Consider the following 24,323-nt stretch of genomic DNA (forward strand, 5'->3'; position numbering starts at 1 on the left):
TTTAGTTATTAACGGTTTTGCATTAGAAAATCGACGAAGGCTCGATCTGCTATGCCCACGGGACGTTCTTTGTTCCAAGCGATATGCAGATCGAGATACACCGCAGGAGAGAAGGGTAAAGCGAGAATATTGTCGCGCTGCTCGATCACCATCTCCAGTACGCTGGTAATGGCATAGCCTTGAGACACAATCTGTTTAATCAGGTTAATCAAGTTGGTTTCAAAGGCGATATTGACATCGAGATCTAATAATTTTGCCTGAGCCAACATCCATTCTCGGTGGAAGTAACCGGGCTTGAACATCACTAATTCATGCTCGAAAAACTGCTTCAGAGTCACGTTTTTCTGCACTGCCAGTGGATGGTCTTCACCCACGGCAACCACCATCTGCTCTCTGAGTAACAAGTGACTGTCAAAATTAGCCTGCAAGTCTTGCCCAGTAATGATGGCGATATCTACCTCTTCATTTTGCAGCATACGCAAACTATCGCGGGTTCCGCCTTCGAACAGTGACAACTTAAGATCGGGATAATGATGGCGAAAGGCCATTAAGCGAGATGGCAAATAATAGGACCCCAGCATTCCAGGCACCGCAATTCTGACTTCGCCTTTGGTGAGATTTGCCATCGATTTTATTTGCGCTTCGGCTTGTTTAACCTGCTTGATGATCAGCTTGGCATGCTGATGTAGCGCCTCACCTTCGGCGGTCAATGTGAGACGGCTGCCATCTTGACCTCGATAATGTCGATTACGATTTATCAAGGTAACGCCTAAATCGGTTTCGAGACGTTTGATACTCTGACTCAGTGCGGGCTGAGCGATGTTGAGCTGTTTCGCCGCGAGGGTGAAACTGCCTTTAGTGGCTAACGCATCGAACTGTTTTAGTTGTTTGATATCCATAGCTTTTTATCTTCAGTTGCACTTTATCTATTATTGAATTAGGAACCCAATCACTTTGCCATAATCAAAAAGTATGGACATCATAAAAATAATCTATTTTTGTTATGTTAATTCGGGTGCTAGCCTTTGTCTATCGGGTAAAACATAAAGTGTGTCACAGATGAGTCAGCAGCAGTTACAAACACGTTTAATATGGGGGTTATCCATCGCCTCTGTCATTGTGTATATCAACCTGTACTTAGTGCAGGGGATGCTGCCACTTATTGCGTCCAGTTTTAATGTTTCGCCTGCACACGCGACCTTATTGTTGTCCGTAACCAGCTTTTCTATGGCATTTTCACTGCTGTTTTATGCCACCTTGTCTGACAAAATTGGTCGACGCTTACCTCTGCTATGGAGCTTAGGTCTGTTAGTGGTTGTCGATCTGCTGCTTATTTTTGTTAGCGACTTCAGTAGCCTCATCGCTGTGCGTCTTATTCAAGGGGCGCTACTTGCTGCGGTGCCAGCCATTGCGATGGCTTACTTTAAAGATATGCTGGATAAATCCGTATTATTAAAAGCTGGAGCTATCTTCATTGCTGCCAATAGTTTAGGGGGGATTGGTGGGCGTTTGCTCGGTGGAGCCATGACTCAATACCTTAACTGGCAGCCTTCAATGTTGCTGCTAACGACGATAACTGCCTTGGGTGTGCTCTGTGTTATGGGGTTATTACCTAATCGAGACAAAGTGCGCAGTGAGCGTTCGTCTAAGGTCACTTTTGGTCGACAGGATTTAAAAGGCTTTTGGTCACATTTAACGGATCGCACCATGGTGAAGCTGTATCTATTAGGTGCACTGGCATTTATGGTGATGGTGAATCAGTTTAGTTATATTCAACTGCATTTGATGGCTGCACCATTTCATTGGGGGCGTTTCGAAGTCACGTTGATTTTCCTCTGTTATCTCAGTGGAACCTATGCTTCATTTCGCTCGGCTAATTGGGTCAATCGCTTAGGACGTCAGCCGCTGTTTGTTATCTCAAGTATGATGATGTGCGTTGGTAGTATGGTAACGCTGCTTGACACTAGCGTGGCGATTATCTGTGGCTTCCTATTATCGAGCTTTGGCTTTTTTACTTTTCACAGCGTATGTAATGCTTGGGTGGCTCAGCGTGCCCAGCAGCACAGAGCCAAAGCCACAGCTTTGTATCTGTGCAGTTATTACTTAGGCGCTGCTATCGGCGGGCCATACTTGCTACCTTTCTGGAACCACTGGGGTTGGAGCGGCGTGGTCTTCGGCAGCATCATATTGTTATCGGGCGTGGTGGTGTTGGTGGCAATGATGGCGCGCGCAACAAAACGCACTATGGATCCCTTTGTGGATGTTACTGGATAAAGGTTTTGCGGTTTAAGCCAAATTTCTGCATTTTGTCATAAAGTGTTTTTCTGGGCAGTTCCAGTTGTTCCATGGTCTGCTTGATACTGCCTTTATTAGCGCTCAATGCTTCTTCGATTAATAGCCTTTCAAAGAACTCAACCCGCTGTTGCAGTGACATGCTACTGGTCAGCAGATCGCTTTGTCCTAGCGTGGTGGCAAATGCGGCTTCTGCGCCTAAAAGGACATAACGTTCGGCGAGGTTTCGCAGCTCGCGAACATTACCCGGCCAATCGTGAGACACTAATTGAGCTGTATATTCGGCATTCAGTGGGATAAGTGCCTTGTGATAACGAGCCGAAGCGACGCGGGCAAAGTGTAAAAACAGTAAGCCAATATCTTCTCTTCGATCTCTCAGGGCAGGGATAGCCACGGTGACCAGATTAAGCCGATAAAGCAAATCTTGACGAAATTCGCCGGTGTCACAGAGTGCCTTAAGATCAACTTTGGTGGCGGCAATAACTCGAATATCCAGCTCTATTGATTTATTCGAGCCAAGTCGCTCTACCTTCCTGTCTTCTAACACGCGTAATAATTTAACTTGTAATGACAGCGGTGTACTCTCGATTTCATCGAGAAATAGAGTACCGCCGTTAGCGTATTCAAATTTACCGATACGGGTTTTGTCTGCGCCGGTGAAGGCGCCAGACTCTGCGCCAAATAACTCACTTTCAATAATGGTTTCTGGGATGGCGCCACAGTTAATGGCAACAAAATTCGCCTCGCTACGTGGGCTATGGTCGTGAAGATAACGCGCCACTAGCTCTTTACCAGTGCCCGTTTCACCTTCAATCAGGACATCTGCTGGCATATCGATCACTTGGTGAATGATATGACGCATCTGCTTGATCCCCGCACTGTGACCTAAGATCCGTGGTCCAGGTGTACTTTGGGATTCTAGCTCACGTTTTAAGCTACGGTTTTCTAAGGTTAGGCTGCGTTTTTCGAGCGCGCGTTTGGCAATATCGAGCATGTGTTCATTATTGAACGGTTTTTCGATAAAGTCGTAGGCGCCTTGCTTTAATGATTGTACCGCCATCGCGATATCGCCATGTCCTGTCAGTAAAATCACCGGAATATCTTTATCATGTTCCAGTAACAGGTTCATCAAGGTTAAGCCGTCAATATCAGGCATATTAACATCGGAGATCACTATTCCAGGCCAATTGTCCGTAAGGGCATTGGCTAACACGCGAGGTTGAGTGATGGAGATTGCGCGATAAGATTCGAGGTTAAATAGTTGCACCAGCGCTGAGCCAATTAACGGCTCATCATCGACAATCACTATGTCATATTGAGAAAGATCTAAGTCTGTCATTATTGATTTCCTGACGCGTGAATGGGTAATGAGATGTTAAAAATAGCACCACCTTGGGTTCTATTGGCCACGGTAAGTTGTCCTTGCATGGCTTCCGCTATCCGTCTCGATATCGATAACCCCAAGCCTAATCCTTGGCGTGAGCTGGTGTAGTAAGGATCGAATATTTTTTCCATCTGGCTGGCTTCAATACCAACACCTGAATCTTCTATGGTGATATTAAGTCTATCGTCTTGTGCCACGCTGACGATCAGCTCTTTATGTTCACAGGGCTGCATAGCGACAATGGCATTACTCATCAGATTGATCAACACCTGTTGTAGTCGGACAGAATCTCCCCAGATATAGGCTTTACTATCAGCATTATTCAATATCAGTGCAACCCCTTGCTTATCGACTTCAGGTTGGATAATCGTCAGGGTATCTTGAATACATTTAGCAACGCTGACAGCCTTATCGTTACTGTGGGTCTTACGAGTAAAACTCTTAAATTGTGAGACGATGGCGGCAAGCCGGTCGGTTAGTTCGATGATGGTGGTGATATTGTCCGACACTTCATCTAGCTTGCCACGAGCAAGAAAAGTTTGGGTGTTTTGGGCATAGCTACGAATCGCCGCGAGTGGCTGATTAATCTCGTGGTTAATGCTGGCTGAAAGGCTGCCGATCACGGTTAATTTTGCGGCTTGAATGAGTTCGTCTTGCGTCTCTTTGAGCTGCATATTGCTGCTTTCTAATGCCTGTGTTCGTTCTTTTACTCGAAACTCTAATTGCTCATGAGCTTGGCGTAAACGCAGGGTATTTTTGCGCCGTTCTATGGTGTACAACAAAGTTAAGGTCAATAGCAGATACAGCGCGCCATAAAGCAGAAGCAGTGGGGGTAAGCTATCGAAAATTGGTGCCATTGGCGCCAATACATGTACATTCCAGCCTGCGCTTTGCATTAACATCTGGCTGTCCATATAGCCTGTTGCAGTGCCGTTTTCTTGATTGATTTTGTAGATCGGAAAGCGGTTATCGCTGAGTGAGTTGTAAGGCGGAAACAGGGTCAATTCATCAATAAGGCGATTGGCGTAACGTCTTGAGAGTTGAATTTGACGGCTGCGACTCGGAGTCATTGGCACTAATGATTTTAGGCGCCATTGAGGATTGCTCGACAGGAAAATAATATTATCGGGATCGGTGATCACGAACTCATAATTATTGGCTCTAGAGATCCCGCTGCCTTGCTGTTCTATTTCGGTAATATCGATTTTAACAACAATGACACCCAGTACAGGTTGTTCACCTTTAGATGAGTCCAGAGGGTAATTGCTGGCATAGATAGGATAGGAAAAATAATATCCACGTTTGTCTGAGCTAGTTCCCACGGCATAGTAACGGCCTAATTCTCCTTTAATGGCCTGTTGAAAATAGGGACGAAAGGCATAGTTGGTGCCGATGAAAGAATAGCTTTTATCCCAGTTACTCGCTGCAATGGTATCGCCTTTAGCATTGACTAAATAGATATCAAGCGCTTCGGTAATGCTTTGGATCTCTTGTAAATAATTATTAAGCGGCGCAATGGTGCTCACATCGTCTTGATGTAATAAAGCATCGGCGAGCAGTGGGTTGGTTGATAACACATGGGGAATACTTTGATAACGAGATAATGAGGCCGAAATAGTGGTCATGATCTCTTTCATTTGGATTTGCGACTGCTGCTGGGTTTCTTGGTAGCCATGTTCTAAATGAAACCAATAGGCAAAGCGCAATATCACGACCAAGCCAAAGCTGATCAGCAAGATAACGCCGAGGTACTTCCTTTTTTTTGACATACAAGGAATATCCATAAAATAGAGCAGAACTGAAACAGGCTCCCTAATGGAAACCTGTTTCAGACTCACTTAATTATTAAGCAAAATCAAGTTATTTAATAACCGTTTAGCTTATCTATATATTCAGGCAGGAATAGTGATATCTGCGGAATGTAGGTGATGAGCGCAAGAAAAAATAACAGTAAAAATAACCAGGGAATACACGACTGGATCACCCAGCCCATACTGCGGCCCGTTATCCCCGCGGTGACAAACAAATTGAGCCCGACCGGCGGCGTGAGCATCCCTATCTCCATGTTAACCACCATGATGATCCCAAGGTGAATGGGGTCAATTCCCAGTTGGGTTGCAATAGGGAATAAAATGGGCGCCATGATCAATAAGATCGCCGAGGGTTCCATGAAATTACCTGCCGCCAGCAGTAACAAGTTGACGATGATTAAGAACCCCCAAACGGGGAGTCCCATACCGACAATGGTTTCGGCGATTAAATGCGGGATCCGCTCAGTAGTCAGAACATGGGCAAACAACATGGCATTAGCAATGATGAACAGCAGCATAATACTGACTTTTGCGCCATCACGTACCACATTGCGGATCTCTTTATTGCTTGGTGTTTTAATAAAGCCTATGACCATAAAGCTGAGATTACGTAGCGTCGCTTTTGCCAATGACTCACCTTTTTCACGCCAGCGGACCTCTTTGAGTGGGCCGATATCGCGATAGCCAAACACCGCGATAAAATAGGCGTAGACACAGGCAACGGCCGCCGCTTCGGTTGGACTCGCTACACCACCATAAATAGAGCCCAGTACGATAATAATTAATGCTAATCCGCCCATGGCTTTAGCGCTGGACTTGATCAATGTACCTACGCCAGGGAAGGGGCGTGAAGGTAGCTGTTTAATGCGGGCAACAATGTAGATGGCCAGCATCAATAGCAATCCCATCATCAAACCGGGGATGAGACCAGCCATAAACATTCTGGCGGCAGAAACCTCGGTAGCAGCGGCATATACCAACATCACAATTGAAGGCGGGATTAAGATGCCTAATGTACCAGAGGTTGTAATAACCCCTGCGGCAAACTTTTCTGGGTAGCCTGCACGCACCATTCCTACAATCACGATGGAACCAATGGCTGCAACCGTAGCAGGAGACGAGCCCGATACCGCAGCAAACAGCATACAGGCCATGACTGAGGCCATTGCCAGTCCACCACGAATGTGTCCCACGCTGTCCATCGCAAAGTCGATGATCCTTCGGGCAACACCACCGGTTGACAGAAAGGCAGAGGACAAGATGAAAAAGGGGATCGCCAATAGGGTGTAATGCTCCGAAGTTGATTCATATAGCTTTAGCGCAACGGAGGCGAGTGAGTCATCGGAGAACAATAAAATGGTCAACATGCTTGAAAAGCCAAGTGCAATGGCGATGGGCATGCCAATTAGCATACAAAGAAATAAACTAATAAAGAGGGTCGCAATAGTCATTACTTATCTCCTTGGACGTCTGAGTTGTTTTTATTCGTCTCTTGATCGACTAAATGCATACTTTCTTTGGCTTCATCGGCAAAGTGGAAGCCGTCGGTTTGACCTCTCACGATGGCGATGGCCAGTTCGATAAAGCGCCAAACCAATAGTGAAAATCCGATCACTAGAATACTTTGAGAGATCCACAGTGGCACTGCGGGTTCTTCGACATCGATACGTAAATATTCCCAAGCGTTATCAGGATCGAGATGGCTTACGAGGAAATGGGGGAAATCAATATCTTCCATTGGCACACCAATTTGGTACATCTTGGCTAAATAGTCCCAGCTGCCGATTAAAAACATTACACAGTAGATCAAACAGATCATCACAGCGATAAGGGCGGTATATTTACGGCCTGTTTTAGGCAGTTTTTTTACGAAGGCATCGACACCGATATGAGCGCCAACTTTAACGCCATAAGACATTCCAAAAAGTACAAACCAGCCACACAAGGTTAGGGTTAATTCTTGGATCCATAAGAATCCAGTGTTGAAGAAAAAGCGAGCGATAACCTCAGCAAAGACAAGAATTGTCATGGCCGAAATCAAAGCATTTAACATGCCTTCTTCGAAATAGGAAAATGCGCGAGAAATCATCAATGCTCCTTAAATGGGAGATAGACCTCATCCTTTAGGTCTATACCCCATTGATATTGCTAATCTAACGAATGTTATTTATTAGCGGCTTCAGCGGCATCGATTAGATCTTTACCAATTTTGTCTTCAAACTGAGCCCAAACAGGCTTCATGGCTTTAACCCATTCAGCGCGCTGTTCAGCAGTTAAGTAGCTCACTTCGGTTCGTTTTGAATCTATGATGGCTTGTTTATCGTTGTTGGCTTTGGTGGCGGCAATTTCATTACCATAAGCCAGAGCTTCATCCAGTGCCGCCTTAATTACCTTGCGTTTATCGCTGGGTAATGATGACCAGAAAGCGTCTGACGTCACTATCATATAATCGAGTACACCGTGATTACTCTCGGTAATATGGCTTTGAACTTCGAAGAATTTTTTCGAGTAGATATTCGACCAAGTATTTTCTTGGCCATCAATTGCACGCGTTTGTAGTAGGGTGAAAACTTCAGAGAAAGGTTTCTTAACTGGAATAGCATCAACGGCTTGGAACTGCGCCGCTAATACATCTGAGGCCATGATACGGAATTTTTTACCCTCGGCATCCTTGGGGGTTAATAATGGGGCATTGGCAGAGAACTGCTTCATACCATTGTGAAGATAGCCAAGTCCGACGAGGCCTTTACGTTTCATTGAATTTAGCAATTTGAGGCCTGCTTCACTTTGTTGGAAGCGATCGACGGCAGTCATATCTTGGAATAAAAAGGGGAGATCGAACAGCTGTAACTTCTTAGTGTAACGTTCAAATTTAGACAATGAAGGCGCTACAAATTGCACATCATCGAGCAGTAGGGCGGATAACTCATTGTTATCACCAAACAGCTGTGAATTAGGGAATACATTGACCTGGTATTCACCGGGTAATCTTTCTTCTACTAATGCTTTAAACTTCAAAGCCATTTGCCCTTTGGGAGTATTCTCCGCAACCACATGGGAAAACTTGATTTCAACAGGTTCGGCTAAAGCTGCAAAGCTGCTACCTAGGAGCGTGGCAATTGCAGTTAACTTTAACCATTTCTTGAGTGAGTTAGCTGAGCTACAGGTGTTGAGTAAAGTCATTTTATTGTCCTTTATAGTTTTAATCCTTTTGGTTTTATGAACCAAAATCTGAATTAACGTGATTAACTCAATAAAAGTATAGGCAAGGAATAGGCCAAAATGTTACTGATATGTAAACCTTTTGATATCAGTAAGATGGGTTGTTAGTGTTTTTTTGATTCGATTTTAGTGGGGGAGTAACCGCCATTGCTTAAGTTGCAATTGGGTGGATTTCCACCCATTCGGCGATGTTTAAGGTTAAGTAACCTGAGCTCTGGATAAGTAGAGCCGCTGAATACGCATCTTTGTGTGCCTCTCTGTCTAACCATAGCTCGCTATGGTGTACGACAGAGCGCCTTGATATGCCCAAAAATCTGCACATTCAGTCAGAAAATAGACTTTCCTTTTCGAACTAATCATTTATAGCATTGAATTAGCTTGTTAAATTAATATTTTACGACACTCGTTATCCCGAGTTCAGGTTAAGTATTCAAGCGGTTAAATTGGTGAGTGATTCACTTGTTTGGTTCTATCCGTTTGAGTATTGAGTCTGATGGCAGTAACTCTAGGTGTCCTTGAGCATCAAAATACCATCCGGTAATAAATCCTTTTTGGCGCATTGCCACCAGATTTTGCATCACCTCTTTGGCTTCAACTAAAGCTTGTTGGTCATTACATTCATGGGTGAGTTTTAAATAAGCGGCGATACTCGTGAGTGACGCTGATTGGGATACATTGGCCATAACTACCACCAATAAAACAACTGATACCAATGGATATCATTGATATAGGGTTAAGGGATAATTGAAGAATAGTAGAGAAGATGGGAACTGCAATGGTTTGAGACACGGGAAATCGTAACCTGATAGGCTGATTAATTCTAAACAGAGTAGGGTTATAATTGAGAGTTTGTTTGCAGTTGGTAATGAAAGAGATGGTGGTCGCTACTGGGCTCGAACCAGTGACCCCCTCCTTGTAAGGGAGGTGCTCTCCCAGCTGAGCTAAGCGACCTGGGATATAACTAATTTTGCAGTTCTCTTATTGAAAGAGAATGGTGGTCGCTACTGGGCTCGAACCAGTGACCCCCTCCTTGTAAGGGAGGTGCTCTCCCAGCTGAGCTAAGCGACCTGGGATATAACTAAATTTTGCAATTCTCTTGTTGAAAGAGAATGGTGGTCGCTACTGGGCTCGAACCAGTGACCCCCTCCTTGTAAGGGAGGTGCTCTCCCAGCTGAGCTAAGCGACCTGGGATATCTCACAACCTATTTGAATAAACATCTCAATACTATGAGATATGGTGGTCGCTACTGGGCTCGAACCAGTGACCCCCTCCTTGTAAGGGAGGTGCTCTCCCAGCTGAGCTAAGCGACCTGGGATATCCAAATTGTACAGCCATATAAAATATGGTGGTCGATACTGGGCTCGAACCAGTGACCCCCTCCTTGTAAGGGAGGTGCTCTCCCAGCTGAGCTAATCGACCTCGCTGTGTGGAGCCGTATTATAGGGGGGAACGATCTACTGTCAACGGTTTTTTCGATAAAAGATGGAGTCTGATTTAAATTTGTTCGGATTGGCTTAATGTTAAGCAAACGCTGAATCACCTTTAAACAAAATGACCGCAGGCAGGATTAAACTGTTGATAAACGAGAATTGATTTCCTGTTATTAAACCAGTAATTAATTATCTCAATCGCTTTTATATTGGTTTAAACCTTCAAATGTCGCTTCTAAACTCTGCAGTATGTGATGAGACTTTTGATAATCAGCGAGAGTGTTTTCTCTTCATCGTTTTGGCTGTTAGAATAGCCGCCACATTTATTGTTTCGTCTACTATATAGACTTTTGGAATAGGTTAGTGTCCCACTATGACAACTAATATCACAACGAAAACGCGTTTTGCTCCAAGCCCTACTGGATTTTTACACGTAGGGGGTGCTCGTACTGCACTTTATTCATGGCTATATGCCCGTGCCAACCAAGGTGAATTTGTTCTACGTATCGAAGATACCGATATCGAACGTTCAACGCCGGAAGCTTGTGCTGCTATTTTAGAAGGTATGGAGTGGCTTGGGCTTAATTGGGATGAAGGCCCATATTATCAAACTAAGCGATTTGATCGTTATAACGAGATCATTGCCCAGATGCTAGAGCAGGGCAGTGCTTATAAGTGTTATTGTAGCCGCGAACGAATTGAGTCTATGCGTGAAGAGCAGGCGGCTAAAGGCGAACAACAGAAATATGATGGTTGTTGCCGTGATAAAGCGCCTCGTGACACAGATGAGCCGTTTGTGATCCGTTTTAAAAACCCAACCGAAGGCAGTGTTGTTTTTGATGATCATGTTCGTGGTCGTATCGAGATCAGCAATGATCTGCTTGATGATCTTATTATCGCTCGAACTGATGGCACGCCGACTTATAACTTCTGTGTGGTTGTCGATGATTGGGATATGGGCATCACCTGCGTGGTTCGTGGTGAAGATCATATCAACAACACGCCACGTCAAATCAACATTCTAAAAGCGTTGGGTGCACCTATTCCTGAATACGCCCATGTAGCGATGATTTTAGGTGATGATGGTGCCAAGTTATCTAAGCGTCATGGCGCCGTTGGTGTTATGCAATATCGTGATGATGGCTATTTACCAGAAGCACTACTGAATTACTTAGTGCGTCTAGGTTGGTCGCATGGCGATCAGGAAGTGTTTTCTGTTGCTGAAATGGTTGAGCTATTCAAGCTTGATGACATTAATAAAGCGGCGTCAGCGTTTAACACTGAAAAACTGATTTGGTTGAACCAGCATTATATGAAAGAACTGGCTCCAGATTATGTTGCCAAGCACCTTGAATGGCACATGGCCGATCAAAAAATTGATACCAGCAATGGTCCCGCTTTAGCCGAGGTGGTTTCGGCATTGGCTGAACGCGCGAAAACACTTAAAGAACTTGCGGCTTCTAGTCGTTACTTCTACGAAGACTTTGCTGATTTCGATGAAACTGCGGCGAAGAAGCACCTTCGTGGTGTTGCAATGGAGCCATTACAATTAGTTCAGCAGAAGTTAGCTGCTTTGCCAGAGTGGTCTTTAGAAGGGATCCATCAAGCAATTGAAGATACTGCTGCAGAACTTGAAGTTGGTATGGGTAAAGTCGGTATGCCATTACGTGTTGCCGTGACGGGGGCTGGTATGTCTCCAGCTGTCGATCTGACCTTATTCCTTATCGGCAAGGCTCGTTGTGAACAAAGAATCTCCAAAGCGATTGAATTTGTAGCAAATAGAATAAATTCCTAAAAAACGAGTTGACACTTTTGGGTGTGCTGCATAGAATGCGCCTCGCAGTTGAGAGACAGCTTGGCATTCCTTTGCAGTTCACTCATCAGTAAATAGTTAGAAGAGGGGCCTTAGCTCAGCTGGGAGAGCGCAACACTGGCAGTGTTGAGGTCAGCGGTTCGATCCCGCTAGGCTCCACCATCTAACTTATAGCGTTAATGTTTAGCCTACTGCATTAACGAGTATTCACTCGATACAGAGTATAACGTATCACCAGTGTCCCATTCGTCTAGAGGCCTAGGACACCGCCCTTTCACGGCGGTAACAGGGGTTCGAATCCCCTATGGGATACCACTTTCTGAGNGAGTGGTTCACTGCATAAGTTAACGATTCGATAGCGTTGAAGCGATAGCCTACTGGCTTTAACGAGTATTCACTCGATACAGAGTATAACGTATCACCAGTGTCCCATTCGTCTAGAGGCCTAGGACACCGCCCACTTTGGTTTATAAAGAGTCGGCGGTAACAGGAGTAAATCCTATGGGATACCACTTTTCTGAGTGGTTSACTGCATAAGTTAACGATTCGATAGCGTTGAAGCGATAGCCTACTGGCTTTAACGAGTATTCACTCGATACAGAGTATAACGTATCACCAGTGTCCCATTCGTCTAGAGGCCTAGGACACCGCCCTTTCACGGCGGTAACAGGGGTTCGAATCCCCTATGGGATACCACTTTTTCTGAGTGGTTGACTGCATAAGTTAACGATTCGATAGCGTTGAAGCGATAGCCTACTGGCTTYAAYGAGTATTCACTCGATACAGAGTATAACGTATCTCTCGGCGTCCCATTCGTCTAGAGGCCTAGGACACCGCCCTTTCACGGCGGTAACAGGGGTTCGAATCCCCTATGGGATACCACCTATTCAATTTTGTATTGACTATTATTCGATATGAAAGGGGCCTTAGCTCAGCTGGGAGAGCGCAACACTGGCAGTGTTGAGGTCAGCGGTTCGATCCCGCTAGGCTCCACCATATAAGCACGTCAGTGCTAGAAACCACCTTAGGGTGGTTTTTTTTTGCGTAAAACGCACCGCCAATTATCCTGCCAAGTAGTACCATTAAGAATCGGGTCATAAATCCATGGGCTGCTGGGACGTTCGTTGTTTAGGGAGTTAAAATGGGTAATTGGAACAAAAATGGTAGCACTAAAATGAACCCAGTAGCACTTGGTCTTAGTATAGGGATCGCTATTGGTTATGGGATTGGTGTAGCTCTTGGAAATCTAGCTCTAGGTATTGGAGTCGAAATTGCAATTGGCGCCGCTATAGCCATAGAGCAGAAGAAAAAAAAGAAATCAGTAACGACGAGTAAGTCAGTAATCAGCAGCTAACAAGCTGCTAAACAAGAATAAAAACAGTTGGCTTTTGCTACTTAGTCGCTTATTTTAGCCAACAAACTTTTTGAATATTAACAAGATGTTGTATGCCTAAGGAGTTCAGATGTCCTTTTTAGCTAATACCCCGAAACCACCATATTATGCTGTCATTTTTACTTCGGTTCGAACAGAAGGAGATAATGGTTATGGTGAAACTGCAAACAGAATGGTGGAGTTAGCTGAACAGCAACCTGGATATTTAGGTGCTGAATCAGCAAGAGAAGAAGTAGGTATTACAGTTTCTTACTGGACAGATTTGGAGTCTATTAAAAACTGGAAAGCTAATACTGAGCACTTAGAAGCTCAAAAAGCTGGTCGTAAGCTATGGTATGAGTCATTCAAGGTTCGTATTTCAAAAGTAGAGCAAGATTACGGCATATAACAAACCATTGCAGTGCTGGACTTGTACTATTCCAGATCTCTTTTGGATGCAAATTAACAGTTATCTTTGTACTGTCGCCTAATAGACGATAAGCATTTAATTCATGTAAATTACAATGCTAGGTTAACAATTGGCTTATTGTTGCGGATAAGTAAAACTGACCACAAGGCTATGAATAATTTGTATATAGTCTGCTGCAAAAATGGATAACAAGAGGCGAAGCTTATCGAGATAAACTAACTTCGCCTCGTTTAAAGGTTAATCAACCCCTAAGAATCCACCAGTTTGGTGTGCCCAAAGCTGGGCATAAATTCCGCCTTGAGTAATTAGTTGTTGATGAGTTCCTTGTTCAACAATCTTACCTTGATCCAATACGATGAGTCTGTCCATTGCCGCGATGGTCGATAAACGGTGAGCGATGGCAATCACGGTTTTGCCTGCCATCAATTGGTATAAACTTTCCTGAATTGCCGCTTCAATCTCTGAGTCTAGTGCCGACGTGGCTTCATCGAGCAACAAGATAGGTGCATTTTTAAGTAGCACCCGAGCAATTGCAATACGTTGTCTTTGTCCACCAGAGAGTTTGACGCCGCGTTCACCAACCTGAGCATCTAAACCATGATTACCTTCAGGGTCGCTTAACTCATTGATAAACTGGTAAGCCTGTGCCTGCCTGATAGCATCATCGAGCTCTTGTTCAGTTGCTTCTGGCTTGCCATAGCGAATGTTATCTCTGATTGAGCGATGCAGTAACGACGTGTCTTGAGTCACCATGCCGATATTAGAGCGTAATGAGTCTTGAGTGACATCTTTGATGTCTTGCCCATCAATAGCAATGTGTCCTTGTTCTACATCGTGAAAACGCATTAACAAGTTTACTAAGGTCGATTTACCAGCACCTGAACGCCCGACAAGGCCGACTTTTTCGCCTGCTTTGATATTCAGTTGTAGCGAGTCAATGACACCACTCTGCTCACCATAATGGAAGCTGATGTCATTAAAATCGATTTTCCCCTGATCAACCTGAAGCTGAGTTGCATCGCATTTATCTGCAATCGAAGTGGGTTTTGATAAGGTATTCATTCCGTCGGCAACAGTGCCGATATTTTCAAATAACGCACTGATCTCCCACATGATCCACTGAGACATGCCATTGAGTCTGAGCGATAAGCTTACCGCCACAGCAATGGCTCCTATGGTGATGGCGTTATCGCTCCACAGCCAAATTGAGGCGGCTGCGATAGCAAAAGCTAACAGGTAATTGATCACCTGAACGCTGACATTGATGCCTGTCACCAAGCGCATTTGGCGATATACGGTATCGAGAAAACCGCCCATGCTCTCTTTCGCGTATTCGGCTTCTTTCTGAGTATGAGAAAACAGCTTTACCGTGGCGATATTGGTGTAGCTGTCGACGATGCATCCCGTCATGCTTGAACGTGCATCAGCTTGTTCGGTGGAGACTTTCTTAAGTTTAGGCAGAAAATAGATCTGCAAACCGACATATAAAATAAGCCAGACGACCATGGGAAGCATCAATCTTAAATCGGCATCGGCGATGATCACCAGCATGGATAAAAAATACACCAAGATATACACCATGACATCGAGCAATTTGGTCACGGTTTCACGAACTGCAAGCGAGGTTTGCATGACTTTTGTCGCAATTCGCCCTGCAAAATCATTTTGATAAAACGACACGCTCTGTTTTAGTAGATAACGATGGGCGAGCCAACGTATCGACATGGGGTAATTGCCTAATAATCCCTGATAAACCACTAAGGCGTGCAACAACACTAATAGGGGGATCACCACTAATACCAGTAACGCCATAATAAGTAATTTGTCACCTTGCTGGGTAAATAAGGTTTCTGGTGTATGGCTGGCAAGCATATCGACTAGATCGCCCATAAAGGCGAACAAAGACACTTCTAATATGGCCAATGCAGCTGTCAACACTGACATCAGCGCTAAGGGGATTTCGAAGCCTTTGGTGTAATGGCGACAAAAAGCGAATATCCCTTCGGGTGGTTGTACTGGTTCATCATCGGGAAGGGCGTCCACCCAAGATTCGAATAGCTTAAACATAACGTCCTTAGCAAAAGGTTTCAGGCGTGATTAAAAACCATCATCATATCTTACCTTATCAGTGATGCCTAAAGTTTAAGTTTGCTTTCAAAGACAAATTGACGCTGAATATCTTGCTATGTTGAGTTCCGTTTTCCGCTAGTATCCGTCCTCGGCATAGATTAAGGTAGCACTACCTTAAGAGAGTAATGAGTGGATGCTGAACTCAGATGACACAGGATCAAATCGACACTGCAGAACATTTTCGTCTTGCGCGACTATCGCGAGATCGTCGTTTTGATGGTTTGTTTTATGTAGGTGTGTTTTCGACGGGGATCTACTGTCGGCCTATTTGTCCGGCAGTGCCTGCCAAAGAAGAAAACGTGGGCTATTTTGATAGCGCATTAGCGGCGGCTAACCAAGGATTACGTCCTTGTCTGCGTTGCCGTCCCGATAGTGCACCGCAATCGAACCCTTGGATCGGGACTCAGACGAGTGTTAATCGTGCATTGGCCTTAATTAATTCTGGCGTGTTATCAGGACCCAATGCGATTTCGCTGGAAGATTTGGCTCAAAGGTTGGGGATGACAAGCCGCTATTTACGGGCGTTATTCCGGCAATATATCGGGGCTTCACCGAAGCAATATGCATTGTATCAACAACTGTTATTCGCTAAACAGTTGCTACATCAAACACAGATTCCTATCACCCATGTGGCGTTTGCATCAGGTTTTAATAGCGTGCGGCGTTTCAATGAGGTGTTTCAACAGCAATTGCAGATGACGCCGAGCGCGATCCGTAACAGTGGCGCTAAAGAGTGCGATGCAGAAACCAACAGTTTAGCGCTGACTTTACATTATCGACCTCCATTTAACTGGCAACATATGCGCGAGTTTTATCGTTTGCGTGCAGTTGAAGGCATGGAGTGGATTTCAGATGATTGTTATGGCCGAAGTTTTCAATTACATCAGGCTAAAGGCTATTTTATTGCGACTCATCAGCCGCAGTCGGCCTGCTTTAAAGTTAACATTGTGCTTAACGACAAGGCAGATCTTGCCCATTTAAACGCCATCGTCGCCCAAATTCGTAGAATGTTAGATCTGGATGCCGATATGAGTGCTATTCAGGCGCGGTTAACTGAGATTGACTGTGACTTGCCGAATTTGGATTCAGGTATTCGTATTCCTGGGATCTGGTCGACCTTTGAAGCTGGATGTCGCGCCGTCTTAGGCCAACAAGTGAGCGTGACACAAGCGGTGAAATTACTCGCACAATTGGTTGAGCATTATGGTCAGCAGCAGATCATAGACGGACGCAGGGTATATTTCTTTCCAAATCCAGAGTCTATTGCGACTGCCACACTCGACTGCCTAAAAATGCCTGGTGCGCGTAAACAGGCCCTGCGAGATTTAGCCCAGTTTGTTGTAGATAATCCGCAGGCACCTGTAGAGCAATGGTTATCGATTAAGGGGATAGGTTCTTGGACGATAGATTACGTGCGTATGCGCGGACTCAGTTTGCCTGATATCTTGCTAGCCGGGGATTTGGTGGTAAAAAACCAGCTTTTAGACAATTTACCCTTTGTGGAGCAAGTCAAAGAAGCAGGTTCAACTCAAATTAAAACAGAAGCAGCATCGCTTGATACTGAAGTATTCGATGCCAAAGCGCTTAAACGCATACAACTGAAACAATATTTAATCTACAGTCAGCAGCTAGCGCACCAAGTTTCTCCCTGGGGCAGCTATTTAACCTTTCAACTTTGGAGCAAACAATGAGTGACTCTCAATTTCTTTCGTATCATGCCATGACGAAAATGGATGATGGCTATATGCCTGTTGCATCTGCGTTGTTGACCACAGATACGGTAAAGATTCTGATTGCAGCCAATCGCTATGGGTTAACGCATTTAACCTTTAAGCCCAAACAAGGGGATAATTGGCCAGAACGAGAGATTCAACTTGCCGAAGGGACGCAAACGGATATGGTTCAAGCCGAGCAACATTTAGCTCAAGCGCAACAACAGTTAACTGAGTATTTTTCAGGACAGCTTAAGCAATTTAACTTGGCTTTAGCGCCAGTTGGAACCCCGTTTCAGCATCAGGTTTGGCAAGCCTTAATAAAACAACCTTTTGGCCATGCCTGTAGTTATAGTGATATCGCTACTGCGATTAACAATCCTAAAGCGGTGAGGGCGGTAGGCAGTGCTAATGGTGCCAATGACATTGCGATTATTATTCCTTGTCATCGAATTATAGGTAAAAGTGGCACCTTGACTGGTTACGCCTATGGACTCGAGCTAAAACAGCTATTGTTAACCTTAGAATCTGCGGCGAGTTAACTAATGTAAAAAATAAGCTTTCTGAGGGCTTTTACAGTACAATATTGGGCTATATCAAATTTGGCCTCCTGTAGTTATGATCAGAGAAACGCTCTCAGAAACCCCAACCACAAATGGTGTGGCAAGCACATCGACCTTTAGTCAGCTTCAGTTAAGTGAGGCGTTGCAAACTCGCCTTACGGAATTAAATTATCACCAGCCTACGGCGGTACAGCAGCAGGCCATTCCTGTGATATTAGCCGGACGTGACTTGCTTGCTGGTGCAAACACGGGGTCGGGGAAAACCGCAGCATTTGCGTTGCCTTTGTTGCAAAAGCTGGTGGGTCAACGTGCTAGTGGTGGCAATTTTGTCAGTGCGCTGGTTTTAGTGCCTACGCGTGAGCTTGCGCAGCAGGTTGCCGACAGTTTTGTCAATTATGGCGCTGGTCTTAAACCCAGAGCAAAAGTGCAGGCGGTGTATGGTGGCGTGTCGATTAATACCCAAATGTTGGCGCTGCGCGGTGGTGTTGATGTGTTGGTGGCAACACCGGGACGTTTACTCGATTTATTATCCAGTAATGCGCTGAAACTGGATAAGTTACAGGCGTTAGTGTTAGATGAAGCCGATCGTATGCTCAATCTCGGTTTTACCGAAGAGCTAAATCAAATCTTGTCTTTACTGCCAAAGCAGAAACAAACCTTGTTATTTTCAGCCACCTTTCCTGAAGAAGTGCGAGCGTTAACTCAAGGTTTACTTAACAACCCACTTGAGATCCAGTTACAAAACGAAGAGCAGCAGACCTTGACGCAAAAGGTTTATACGGTGAATCGTGATCGTAAAACCGCGTTGCTGGCTGAGCTAATTAATACTCATCAATGGCAACAGGTGTTGGTGTTTGCCAGCGCGAAGAACAGTTGTAATCGTGTAGCACAGAAGTTGGCTAAGCAAGGGATAACCGCAGAGGTGTTTCATAGCGATAAGGCTCAAGGTACGCGAACTCGCTTACTCGAAGCTTTTAAACGCGGTGAAGTGACAGTACTGGTGGCCACTGATATTGCTGCGCGCGGGATCGATATCGACAAATTACCCGTGGTGATTAACTATGAATTGCCAAGAAGTCCTGCCGATTATATGCATCGAATAGGTCGAAGTGGTCGTGCCGGTGAAGCGGGTGAGGCGATTTCGTTAATTAGTCATGAAGACTATCATCACTTTAAGATCATCGAGAAGAAAAACAAGATTCGATTAGACAGGTTGCAATATGTGGGCTTTGAAGCCGACGATGAAGCACCTGAAGATTGTCCTTCAAGGCAACAAAAGCCAGTCGCTAAGCCTGAAGGCACAGGTAAGAAAAAGCGCAAAAAATTACCTAAGATCAATGAAGCGTTATGGGCGAAAAAGTCATAATTGAATACGTTTTTCGTCATTAATCATTTTACCGAGGTAAATAGATGAAGCACCTTTTCTGGTTAGTCGAAGGACAAGTCGCAGGGCGTTGTGGTCCGAATAAAGAAAACTGGGATATTGCAGAGTTAAAACAAGGCGGGATTGGCGCGGTATTGTCGGTTAATGGCGGCGACATGTGCGAGCCGGAAGTCTTTGCACAACATGGAATGCGTTATGCCTGTATTCCATTTTCTAACAATGTGCCACCAGTTGAGACCGATTTGGCTGTCTGCGTTGAACAGTTACCCAAAGCGCTTGATTTTATTCGCCAGTGCGAAGCCGAAGATATTCCTGTGTTGATCCACTGCCGTTCAGGCAAGGATAGAACGGGGTTATTAATGGCTTATTATCTAATGAGTAACGGCGCGGCGCCATTACATGCGGTTAGCCAGGTGCGTGCGATCCGTGATATTGCCTTTAGCGCCGATGGCTGGGATCAATTTACCTTCGATGTGCTTTACGCTTTACAAGACTGAAGCCGTTAGCCTATGCTCGTGATAGGCAAACCATACGGCTGATTATCTACTGATGTTTAAACGGATTTTCTTTTCGATAGTGCTAATTGTTGAGTTGTCGCTCATCGGTGGGTGTTCGACAACTGTCTCTGAAACGCCATTAACTTCTACCCTCTCTCCAAGTTATAAGATTGCCGCTCCAGCTGATTCTCCACTTTACCATTTCTTACGTGCCGATTTGGCCGCTCACCCCAATCAAACTGGGGTATTGCCATTATTGTCAGGTGTCGATGCTTTCGCAGCACGTATTAAGGCGGTGCAGGCGGCTCAGCAGTCAATCGATCTACAATATTATATTTATCATGATGATGAGACTGGCAGACTGCTATTGTGGTCACTCATCGATGCGGCAGATCGCGGCGTAAGAGTGCGAGTCTTGCTCGACGATTTAACCCTTGATACCAGTGATCAAGTATTGGCGCAGTTGGCGAGTCATTCCAATATTGAGATCCGTCTATTTAATCCTTCATCGCTTCGTGGCTTTGGTAATTTTGGTTTACTGCTAGACTTTTCGCGTTTAAATCATCGAATGCACAACAAATCCCTTACGGTGGATAACCTGATCAGCATCGTTGGTGGACGTAATATTGGTAATGAGTATTTTTCTAAAAACAGCGAAGTTGAATTTGGCGATTTAGATCTATTAACCATAGGTAATGCAGTCGACAAGGTTTCAGAGCAGTTCGATCTGTACTGGAATGCGTCTGTGGTGCAACAGGTTAGTGACTTAGTTGCTCAACAACAGGTTGTCCAAGAGTCTAAGTTAACGCTAGATCAACAAACATATGAGCGAATGGCTAAACGTAAGCAGGCGTTTGCGGGGGATGAATATCTACAGCGACTGAAATTTAGCGACTTTGTGAGTCAGTTAAAAAGACCACACCTTAATTGGTATTGGGGCCAAGCCGAGGTGGTGTTTGATCCGCCTGAAAAAGCAGTAGATAAGCAAGACCAGCAATGGCTGCTAGCCGATATAAAGCGCTATTTATTCCAAGCTAACCAACAGTTGGTGATTATTTCGCCCTATTTTGTTCCGACACGGGCAGGTGTTGTGTTGTTATCCGATGCCGTTAAACGAGGTATTGAAGTTAGCGTGATCACCAACAGTCTTGCCGCAACCGATGTATTGGCGGTGCACGCAGGTTATCAGCGTTATCGGCAGCAATTAATTGAAAACGGTATTCATATTTATGAGTTTAAAGCCGATAAAGGGAAGAAGGCGATATCGTGGCAAGGCAGTTCAAGAACCAGTCTTCATGCTAAAACCTTTATTCTCGATAATGATGCGGTGTTTGTGGGGTCGTTTAATTTTGATCCTCGCTCTGCACAATTGAATACCGAAATGGGATTGTTGTTTGAAAATAATGCCTTTGCGACCAGTATTTTGTCTGGTATTCAACTGGAGCTGCAAGATTTTAGTTATCGTGTGATTGTCGAAAATGGCGAGTTAGTTTGGATTGACGATAAACTCAATCACCGTTATTACGCTGAGCCTCAAGCGGGTTTTTGGCGCAAATTTATGGCGGACTTTATCGGCTTATTGCCAATAGAGTCGCAGCTGTAAATCTGACGTGATTATCAGCTCAATTTCAACTGTGAATTTAATGGTTTAACCTCGGAAACCCTAGATTGGTATGTTAGGGTAATACGAAATTAAACAGCAAAAAATGTCGGTATTATTATGAAAAGTAAGGCATCTCAGTCTCAAGGTTTATTGCTGTTTCGCTTATCAGCGACTCAACTGTTTGCATTAGGCACATTGAAAATAAGGGAATTAGTGCCTTTTACCCCTCTGAGTGCAATTCCTCAGTCTCATCCTAATATCATTGGCGCAGCCACAGTGCGTGGGCATACCATTCCTGTGATCGATATGGCGGCTGCGGTGGGATATAAGCCCGTTAGCCAAGATGATCGCGCTAAATCTTATATTATTATCACCGATTGTCAGCGAATGGTAATTGGCTTTTTAGTACCGGCCATCGATAACATTATCGAATGTAACTGGCGTGATATTGAATCGCCGCCTAATAATCTCGGCAAGAATGCGTTTTTAACGGGGGTGACACGGATTGACGATAAATTAGTGCAGCTACTCGATGTTGAGTTATTGCTGTCTAAGATCTTTCCTGTCGATGCAGAGCATACTCATGTCAGCCTTACTGATGTGCAGCGTGAAAAATTAAAACCGCTTAATATCTTGCTTGTTGACGACTCTATGGTGGCCAGAAAACAGCTCTCCGATGCGCTTGATAGCATTAATATTCCCTATTTTGTCACCAATGATGGCCGCGAAGCGCTGTCGATGATGGAGAACGCCGCTAAAGAGGGACATGCAATTGACCTGTTAGTCAGCGATATCGAAATGCCAGGACTCGATGGGTATGAATTGGCTTTTGAGGTTAAAAATAATCCTGTGCTAGCGAATGCTTATATTATTTTGCATACCTCACTGTCCAGTGAGATCAGTGTGAGTCAGGCGCATCAAGTGGGGGCCAATGAGGCCTTAACTAAGTTTGATGCCCAAGAGTTAATCGAAGCCATGTTAAGAGGTGCAAAGCAGCATCAAGGTTGAGAAGAAGAGTGACTTGTTAGCAGGGTGTTATCGATAATGAAAATTGCAGCTAAATTGCCTCGGCCCTAGACAATATGCATCACATTCTATAAAACACAGGGTGTGGAAAGCTGACGCATAGGGTAAGGTAAACAGACGCTGCGTTAGCCCTTGGGTTAACGCAGCAGTAATTTAGGGCTGAGTCAGCTTAATTCACCAAATAAAATATGATAAGAGAAGTGATCACTTCGATAAAAATAGTCAAACGTAAACTATTAAAATGATAGGCCAATCAATGAATCAAAATCGTTCTTTATTCGCCAAACTTGCCGATGGCAGTTTGGTTCTACAAATTCTAGTGGGGATTATTGCTGGGATACTACTGGCGAGCTTCTCTACATCGGCAGCAGAAAGTGTCGCCTTTTTAGGTGAACTTTTTGTTGGTGCGCTGAAAGCCATTGCGCCTATCTTAGTTTTTATCTTGGTTGCGGCATCGATTGCGAATCAAAAGAAAAATGCTAAGACCAATATGCGTCCTATCGTGGTGTTATATTTACTGGGAACGTTTGCTGCGGCAATTACTGCTGTGAGCATGAGCTTCCTGTTTCCGACTAACTTAGTGTTGGTTTCTAATACTGCGACTACCACGCCGCCAGAAGGCATTGCAGAGGTGATCAACACCTTACTGTTCAAGATTGTCGATAACCCTGTTAATGCACTGATGACTGGCAACTATATTGGCATTTTGGCTTGGGGCGTGGGCTTAGGCATCGTATTACATCATGCGAGTGACACCACAAAAACCGTCTTTGGTGATGTGAGTCATGGTGTTTCGCAAATGGTACGTTTCGTGATCCGTTTAGCGCCTATCGGTATTTTTGGTTTGGTTGCCAATACTTTTGCCGCTACCGGATTTAGTGCTATTGCTGGTTATGCTCAGTTGCTTGCGGTATTACTGGGTTCTATGTTGATCATTGCCCTAGTGGTGAACCCTATTATTGTCTGGTTTAAGATCAAACGTAATCCATATCCATTGGTGCTGACCTGTTTGCGCGAAAGTGGTGTGACGGCATTTTTCACTCGTTCGAGTGCTGCCAACATTCCCGTGAACATGGCTTTATGTGAAAAGCTTGAGCTTCATGAAGATACTTATTCGGTATCGATTCCGTTAGGGGCGACCATCAATATGGGCGGTGCCGCTATTACTATCACCGTATTGACCTTAGCGGCAGTGCATACCTTAGGGATTCAGGTAGATGTGTTGACTGCGATTCTCTTGAGCGTCGTGGCAGCGGTGTCTGCCTGTGGTGCATCGGGAGTTGCTGGTGGTTCATTACTGTTGATCCCATTAGCTTGTAGCCTGTTTGGTATCAGTAATGATGTTGCGATGCAGGTGGTGGCCGTAGGCTTTATTATCGGTGTTATACAGGATTCAGCCGAAACTGCGCTTAACAGCTCTACCGATGTGCTGTTTACCGCATCGGCTTGCGAAGCTGCTGAAAGGGCTGAACAAGCTGACAGTTAATCCCAAGCCATTGGCTTTAAACAGAAATCCGATGAACTCCGTTCATCGGATTTTTTTATGTCAGCTTCACATACAATATTTCATCTGTGATCACTGGCAGTAGAAATCTGCATTAAAAGTGAGTTAGATCGCGTTTTTATTTTTTGCCTGAGATACAATTCCCACTA

The 24,323-nt window shown here is 44.7% G+C and carries 19 protein-coding genes and 10 tRNA genes; 16 read left to right on the plus strand and 13 right to left on the minus strand.

Features of this window, described 5'->3' with window-relative positions; genetic code table 11:
* Positions 1-8: 8 nt before the first annotated feature.
* On the minus strand, positions 9-899 hold the full coding sequence (locus tag L1D21_RS15395; protein ID WP_239846158.1) for a LysR family transcriptional regulator: 891 nt from the start codon (positions 897-899) through the stop codon (positions 9-11).
* 160 nt (positions 900-1,059) lie between these two features.
* Here L1D21_RS15395 and L1D21_RS15400 point away from each other — a divergent pair, with 160 nt between their 5' ends.
* Positions 1,060-2,274: an MFS transporter gene (locus L1D21_RS15400; RefSeq protein WP_239846159.1), complete on the plus strand. Its 1,215-nt coding sequence runs from the start codon at positions 1,060-1,062 to the stop codon at positions 2,272-2,274.
* On the opposite strand, the gene L1D21_RS15405 is transcribed toward L1D21_RS15400, so the two are convergent.
* The 11 genes from L1D21_RS15405 to L1D21_RS15455 form a co-directional block, all read right to left on the minus strand.
* Positions 2,264-3,631 carry a sigma-54 dependent transcriptional regulator gene (locus L1D21_RS15405; protein ID WP_239846160.1) on the minus strand — a complete coding sequence of 456 codons (1,368 nt, stop codon included), beginning with the start codon at positions 3,629-3,631 and terminating at the stop codon, positions 2,264-2,266. The two genes, L1D21_RS15400 and L1D21_RS15405, sit on opposite strands and share 11 nt — an antisense overlap.
* The gene (locus tag L1D21_RS15410) at positions 3,631-5,445 is read right to left on the minus strand and encodes an ATP-binding protein (RefSeq protein WP_239846161.1); all 1,815 of its coding nucleotides are present in this window, start codon (positions 5,443-5,445) and stop codon (positions 3,631-3,633) included. Before L1D21_RS15410 ends, L1D21_RS15405 begins: the two co-directional genes overlap by 1 nt.
* Before the next feature lie 95 nt (positions 5,446-5,540).
* A complete protein-coding gene (locus L1D21_RS15415; protein WP_239846162.1) occupies positions 5,541-6,938 on the minus strand; it encodes a TRAP transporter large permease subunit in 1,398 nt (465 codons plus the stop codon).
* On the minus strand, positions 6,938-7,576 hold the full coding sequence (locus L1D21_RS15420; protein ID WP_239846163.1) for a TRAP transporter small permease: 639 nt from the start codon (positions 7,574-7,576) through the stop codon (positions 6,938-6,940). Before L1D21_RS15420 ends, L1D21_RS15415 begins: the two co-directional genes overlap by 1 nt.
* 74 nt (positions 7,577-7,650) lie before the next feature.
* Entirely contained in the window at positions 7,651-8,670 is a 1,020-nt protein-coding gene (locus L1D21_RS15425) for a TRAP transporter substrate-binding protein (RefSeq protein ID WP_239846164.1), read from the minus strand.
* Between the two features lie 494 nt (positions 8,671-9,164).
* Positions 9,165-9,392, minus strand: a complete 228-nt coding sequence (locus L1D21_RS15430) for a hypothetical protein (protein ID WP_239846165.1) — start codon at positions 9,390-9,392, stop codon at positions 9,165-9,167.
* A gap of 192 nt (positions 9,393-9,584) precedes the next feature.
* Positions 9,585-9,660 (minus strand) — tRNA-Val (locus tag L1D21_RS15435).
* A 41-nt stretch (positions 9,661-9,701) separates the two neighbouring features.
* Positions 9,702-9,777: transfer RNA gene (locus tag L1D21_RS15440), tRNA-Val, on the minus strand.
* Positions 9,778-9,819: 42 nt separating this feature from the next.
* Positions 9,820-9,895, minus strand: a tRNA-Val gene (locus tag L1D21_RS15445).
* Between the two features lie 49 nt (positions 9,896-9,944).
* Positions 9,945-10,020 (minus strand) — tRNA-Val (locus tag L1D21_RS15450).
* Positions 10,021-10,053: 33 nt separating this feature from the next.
* Positions 10,054-10,129: transfer RNA gene (locus tag L1D21_RS15455), tRNA-Val, on the minus strand.
* 396 nt (positions 10,130-10,525) lie between these two features.
* On the opposite strand from L1D21_RS15455, the gene gltX reads away from it, so the two are divergent.
* From gltX to L1D21_RS15495, 8 genes are all read left to right on the plus strand, one after another.
* Positions 10,526-11,935, plus strand: a complete 1,410-nt coding sequence (gene gltX, locus L1D21_RS15460; protein ID WP_239846214.1) for a glutamate--tRNA ligase — start codon at positions 10,526-10,528, stop codon at positions 11,933-11,935.
* Between the two features lie 104 nt (positions 11,936-12,039).
* Positions 12,040-12,115 (plus strand) — tRNA-Ala (locus tag L1D21_RS15465).
* A gap of 77 nt (positions 12,116-12,192) precedes the next feature.
* A tRNA-Glu gene (locus tag L1D21_RS15470) sits at positions 12,193-12,268 on the plus strand.
* Between the two features lie 305 nt (positions 12,269-12,573).
* Positions 12,574-12,649, plus strand: a tRNA-Glu gene (locus L1D21_RS15475).
* A 110-nt stretch (positions 12,650-12,759) separates the two neighbouring features.
* Positions 12,760-12,835: transfer RNA gene (locus tag L1D21_RS15480), tRNA-Glu, on the plus strand.
* 38 nt (positions 12,836-12,873) lie between these two features.
* Positions 12,874-12,949, plus strand: a tRNA-Ala gene (locus L1D21_RS15485).
* A 145-nt stretch (positions 12,950-13,094) separates the two neighbouring features.
* Positions 13,095-13,307 carry a hypothetical protein gene (locus L1D21_RS15490; protein WP_239846166.1) on the plus strand — a complete coding sequence of 71 codons (213 nt, stop codon included), beginning with the start codon at positions 13,095-13,097 and terminating at the stop codon, positions 13,305-13,307.
* Between the two features lie 109 nt (positions 13,308-13,416).
* On the plus strand, positions 13,417-13,734 hold the full coding sequence (locus L1D21_RS15495) for an antibiotic biosynthesis monooxygenase (protein ID WP_239846167.1): 318 nt from the start codon (positions 13,417-13,419) through the stop codon (positions 13,732-13,734).
* A 258-nt stretch (positions 13,735-13,992) separates the two neighbouring features.
* Here L1D21_RS15495 and L1D21_RS15500 read toward each other — a convergent pair whose 3' ends face one another.
* Positions 13,993-15,822 carry an ABC transporter ATP-binding protein gene (locus tag L1D21_RS15500; RefSeq protein WP_239846168.1) on the minus strand — a complete coding sequence of 610 codons (1,830 nt, stop codon included), beginning with the start codon at positions 15,820-15,822 and terminating at the stop codon, positions 13,993-13,995.
* Positions 15,823-16,031: 209 nt separating this feature from the next.
* Here L1D21_RS15500 and L1D21_RS15505 point away from each other — a divergent pair, with 209 nt between their 5' ends.
* From L1D21_RS15505 to sstT, 7 genes are all read left to right on the plus strand, one after another.
* Positions 16,032-17,576: an AlkA N-terminal domain-containing protein gene (locus tag L1D21_RS15505; RefSeq protein ID WP_239846169.1), complete on the plus strand. Its 1,545-nt coding sequence runs from the start codon at positions 16,032-16,034 to the stop codon at positions 17,574-17,576.
* Positions 17,573-18,139, plus strand: coding sequence for a methylated-DNA--[protein]-cysteine S-methyltransferase (locus tag L1D21_RS15510; RefSeq protein ID WP_239846170.1), 567 nt, complete (start codon positions 17,573-17,575; stop codon positions 18,137-18,139). Before L1D21_RS15505 ends, L1D21_RS15510 begins: the two co-directional genes overlap by 4 nt.
* A gap of 76 nt (positions 18,140-18,215) precedes the next feature.
* The gene (locus tag L1D21_RS15515) at positions 18,216-19,526 is read left to right on the plus strand and encodes a DEAD/DEAH box helicase (RefSeq protein ID WP_239846171.1); all 1,311 of its coding nucleotides are present in this window, start codon (positions 18,216-18,218) and stop codon (positions 19,524-19,526) included.
* A 44-nt stretch (positions 19,527-19,570) separates the two neighbouring features.
* Entirely contained in the window at positions 19,571-20,041 is a 471-nt protein-coding gene (locus L1D21_RS15520; RefSeq protein WP_239846172.1) for a dual specificity protein phosphatase family protein, read from the plus strand.
* Positions 20,042-20,093: 52 nt separating this feature from the next.
* Entirely contained in the window at positions 20,094-21,644 is a 1,551-nt protein-coding gene (locus L1D21_RS15525) for a phospholipase D family protein (RefSeq protein WP_239846173.1), read from the plus strand.
* A 117-nt stretch (positions 21,645-21,761) separates the two neighbouring features.
* On the plus strand, positions 21,762-22,652 hold the full coding sequence (locus tag L1D21_RS15530) for a chemotaxis protein CheV (protein WP_239846174.1): 891 nt from the start codon (positions 21,762-21,764) through the stop codon (positions 22,650-22,652).
* A 274-nt stretch (positions 22,653-22,926) separates the two neighbouring features.
* Positions 22,927-24,156: a serine/threonine transporter SstT gene (gene sstT / locus L1D21_RS15535; protein WP_239846175.1), complete on the plus strand. Its 1,230-nt coding sequence runs from the start codon at positions 22,927-22,929 to the stop codon at positions 24,154-24,156.
* The last annotated feature ends 167 nt before the right edge of the window (positions 24,157-24,323 follow it).

This window comes from Shewanella sp. Isolate11, from assembly GCF_022398315.1.
Lineage (GTDB): Bacteria > Pseudomonadota > Gammaproteobacteria > Enterobacterales > Shewanellaceae > Shewanella.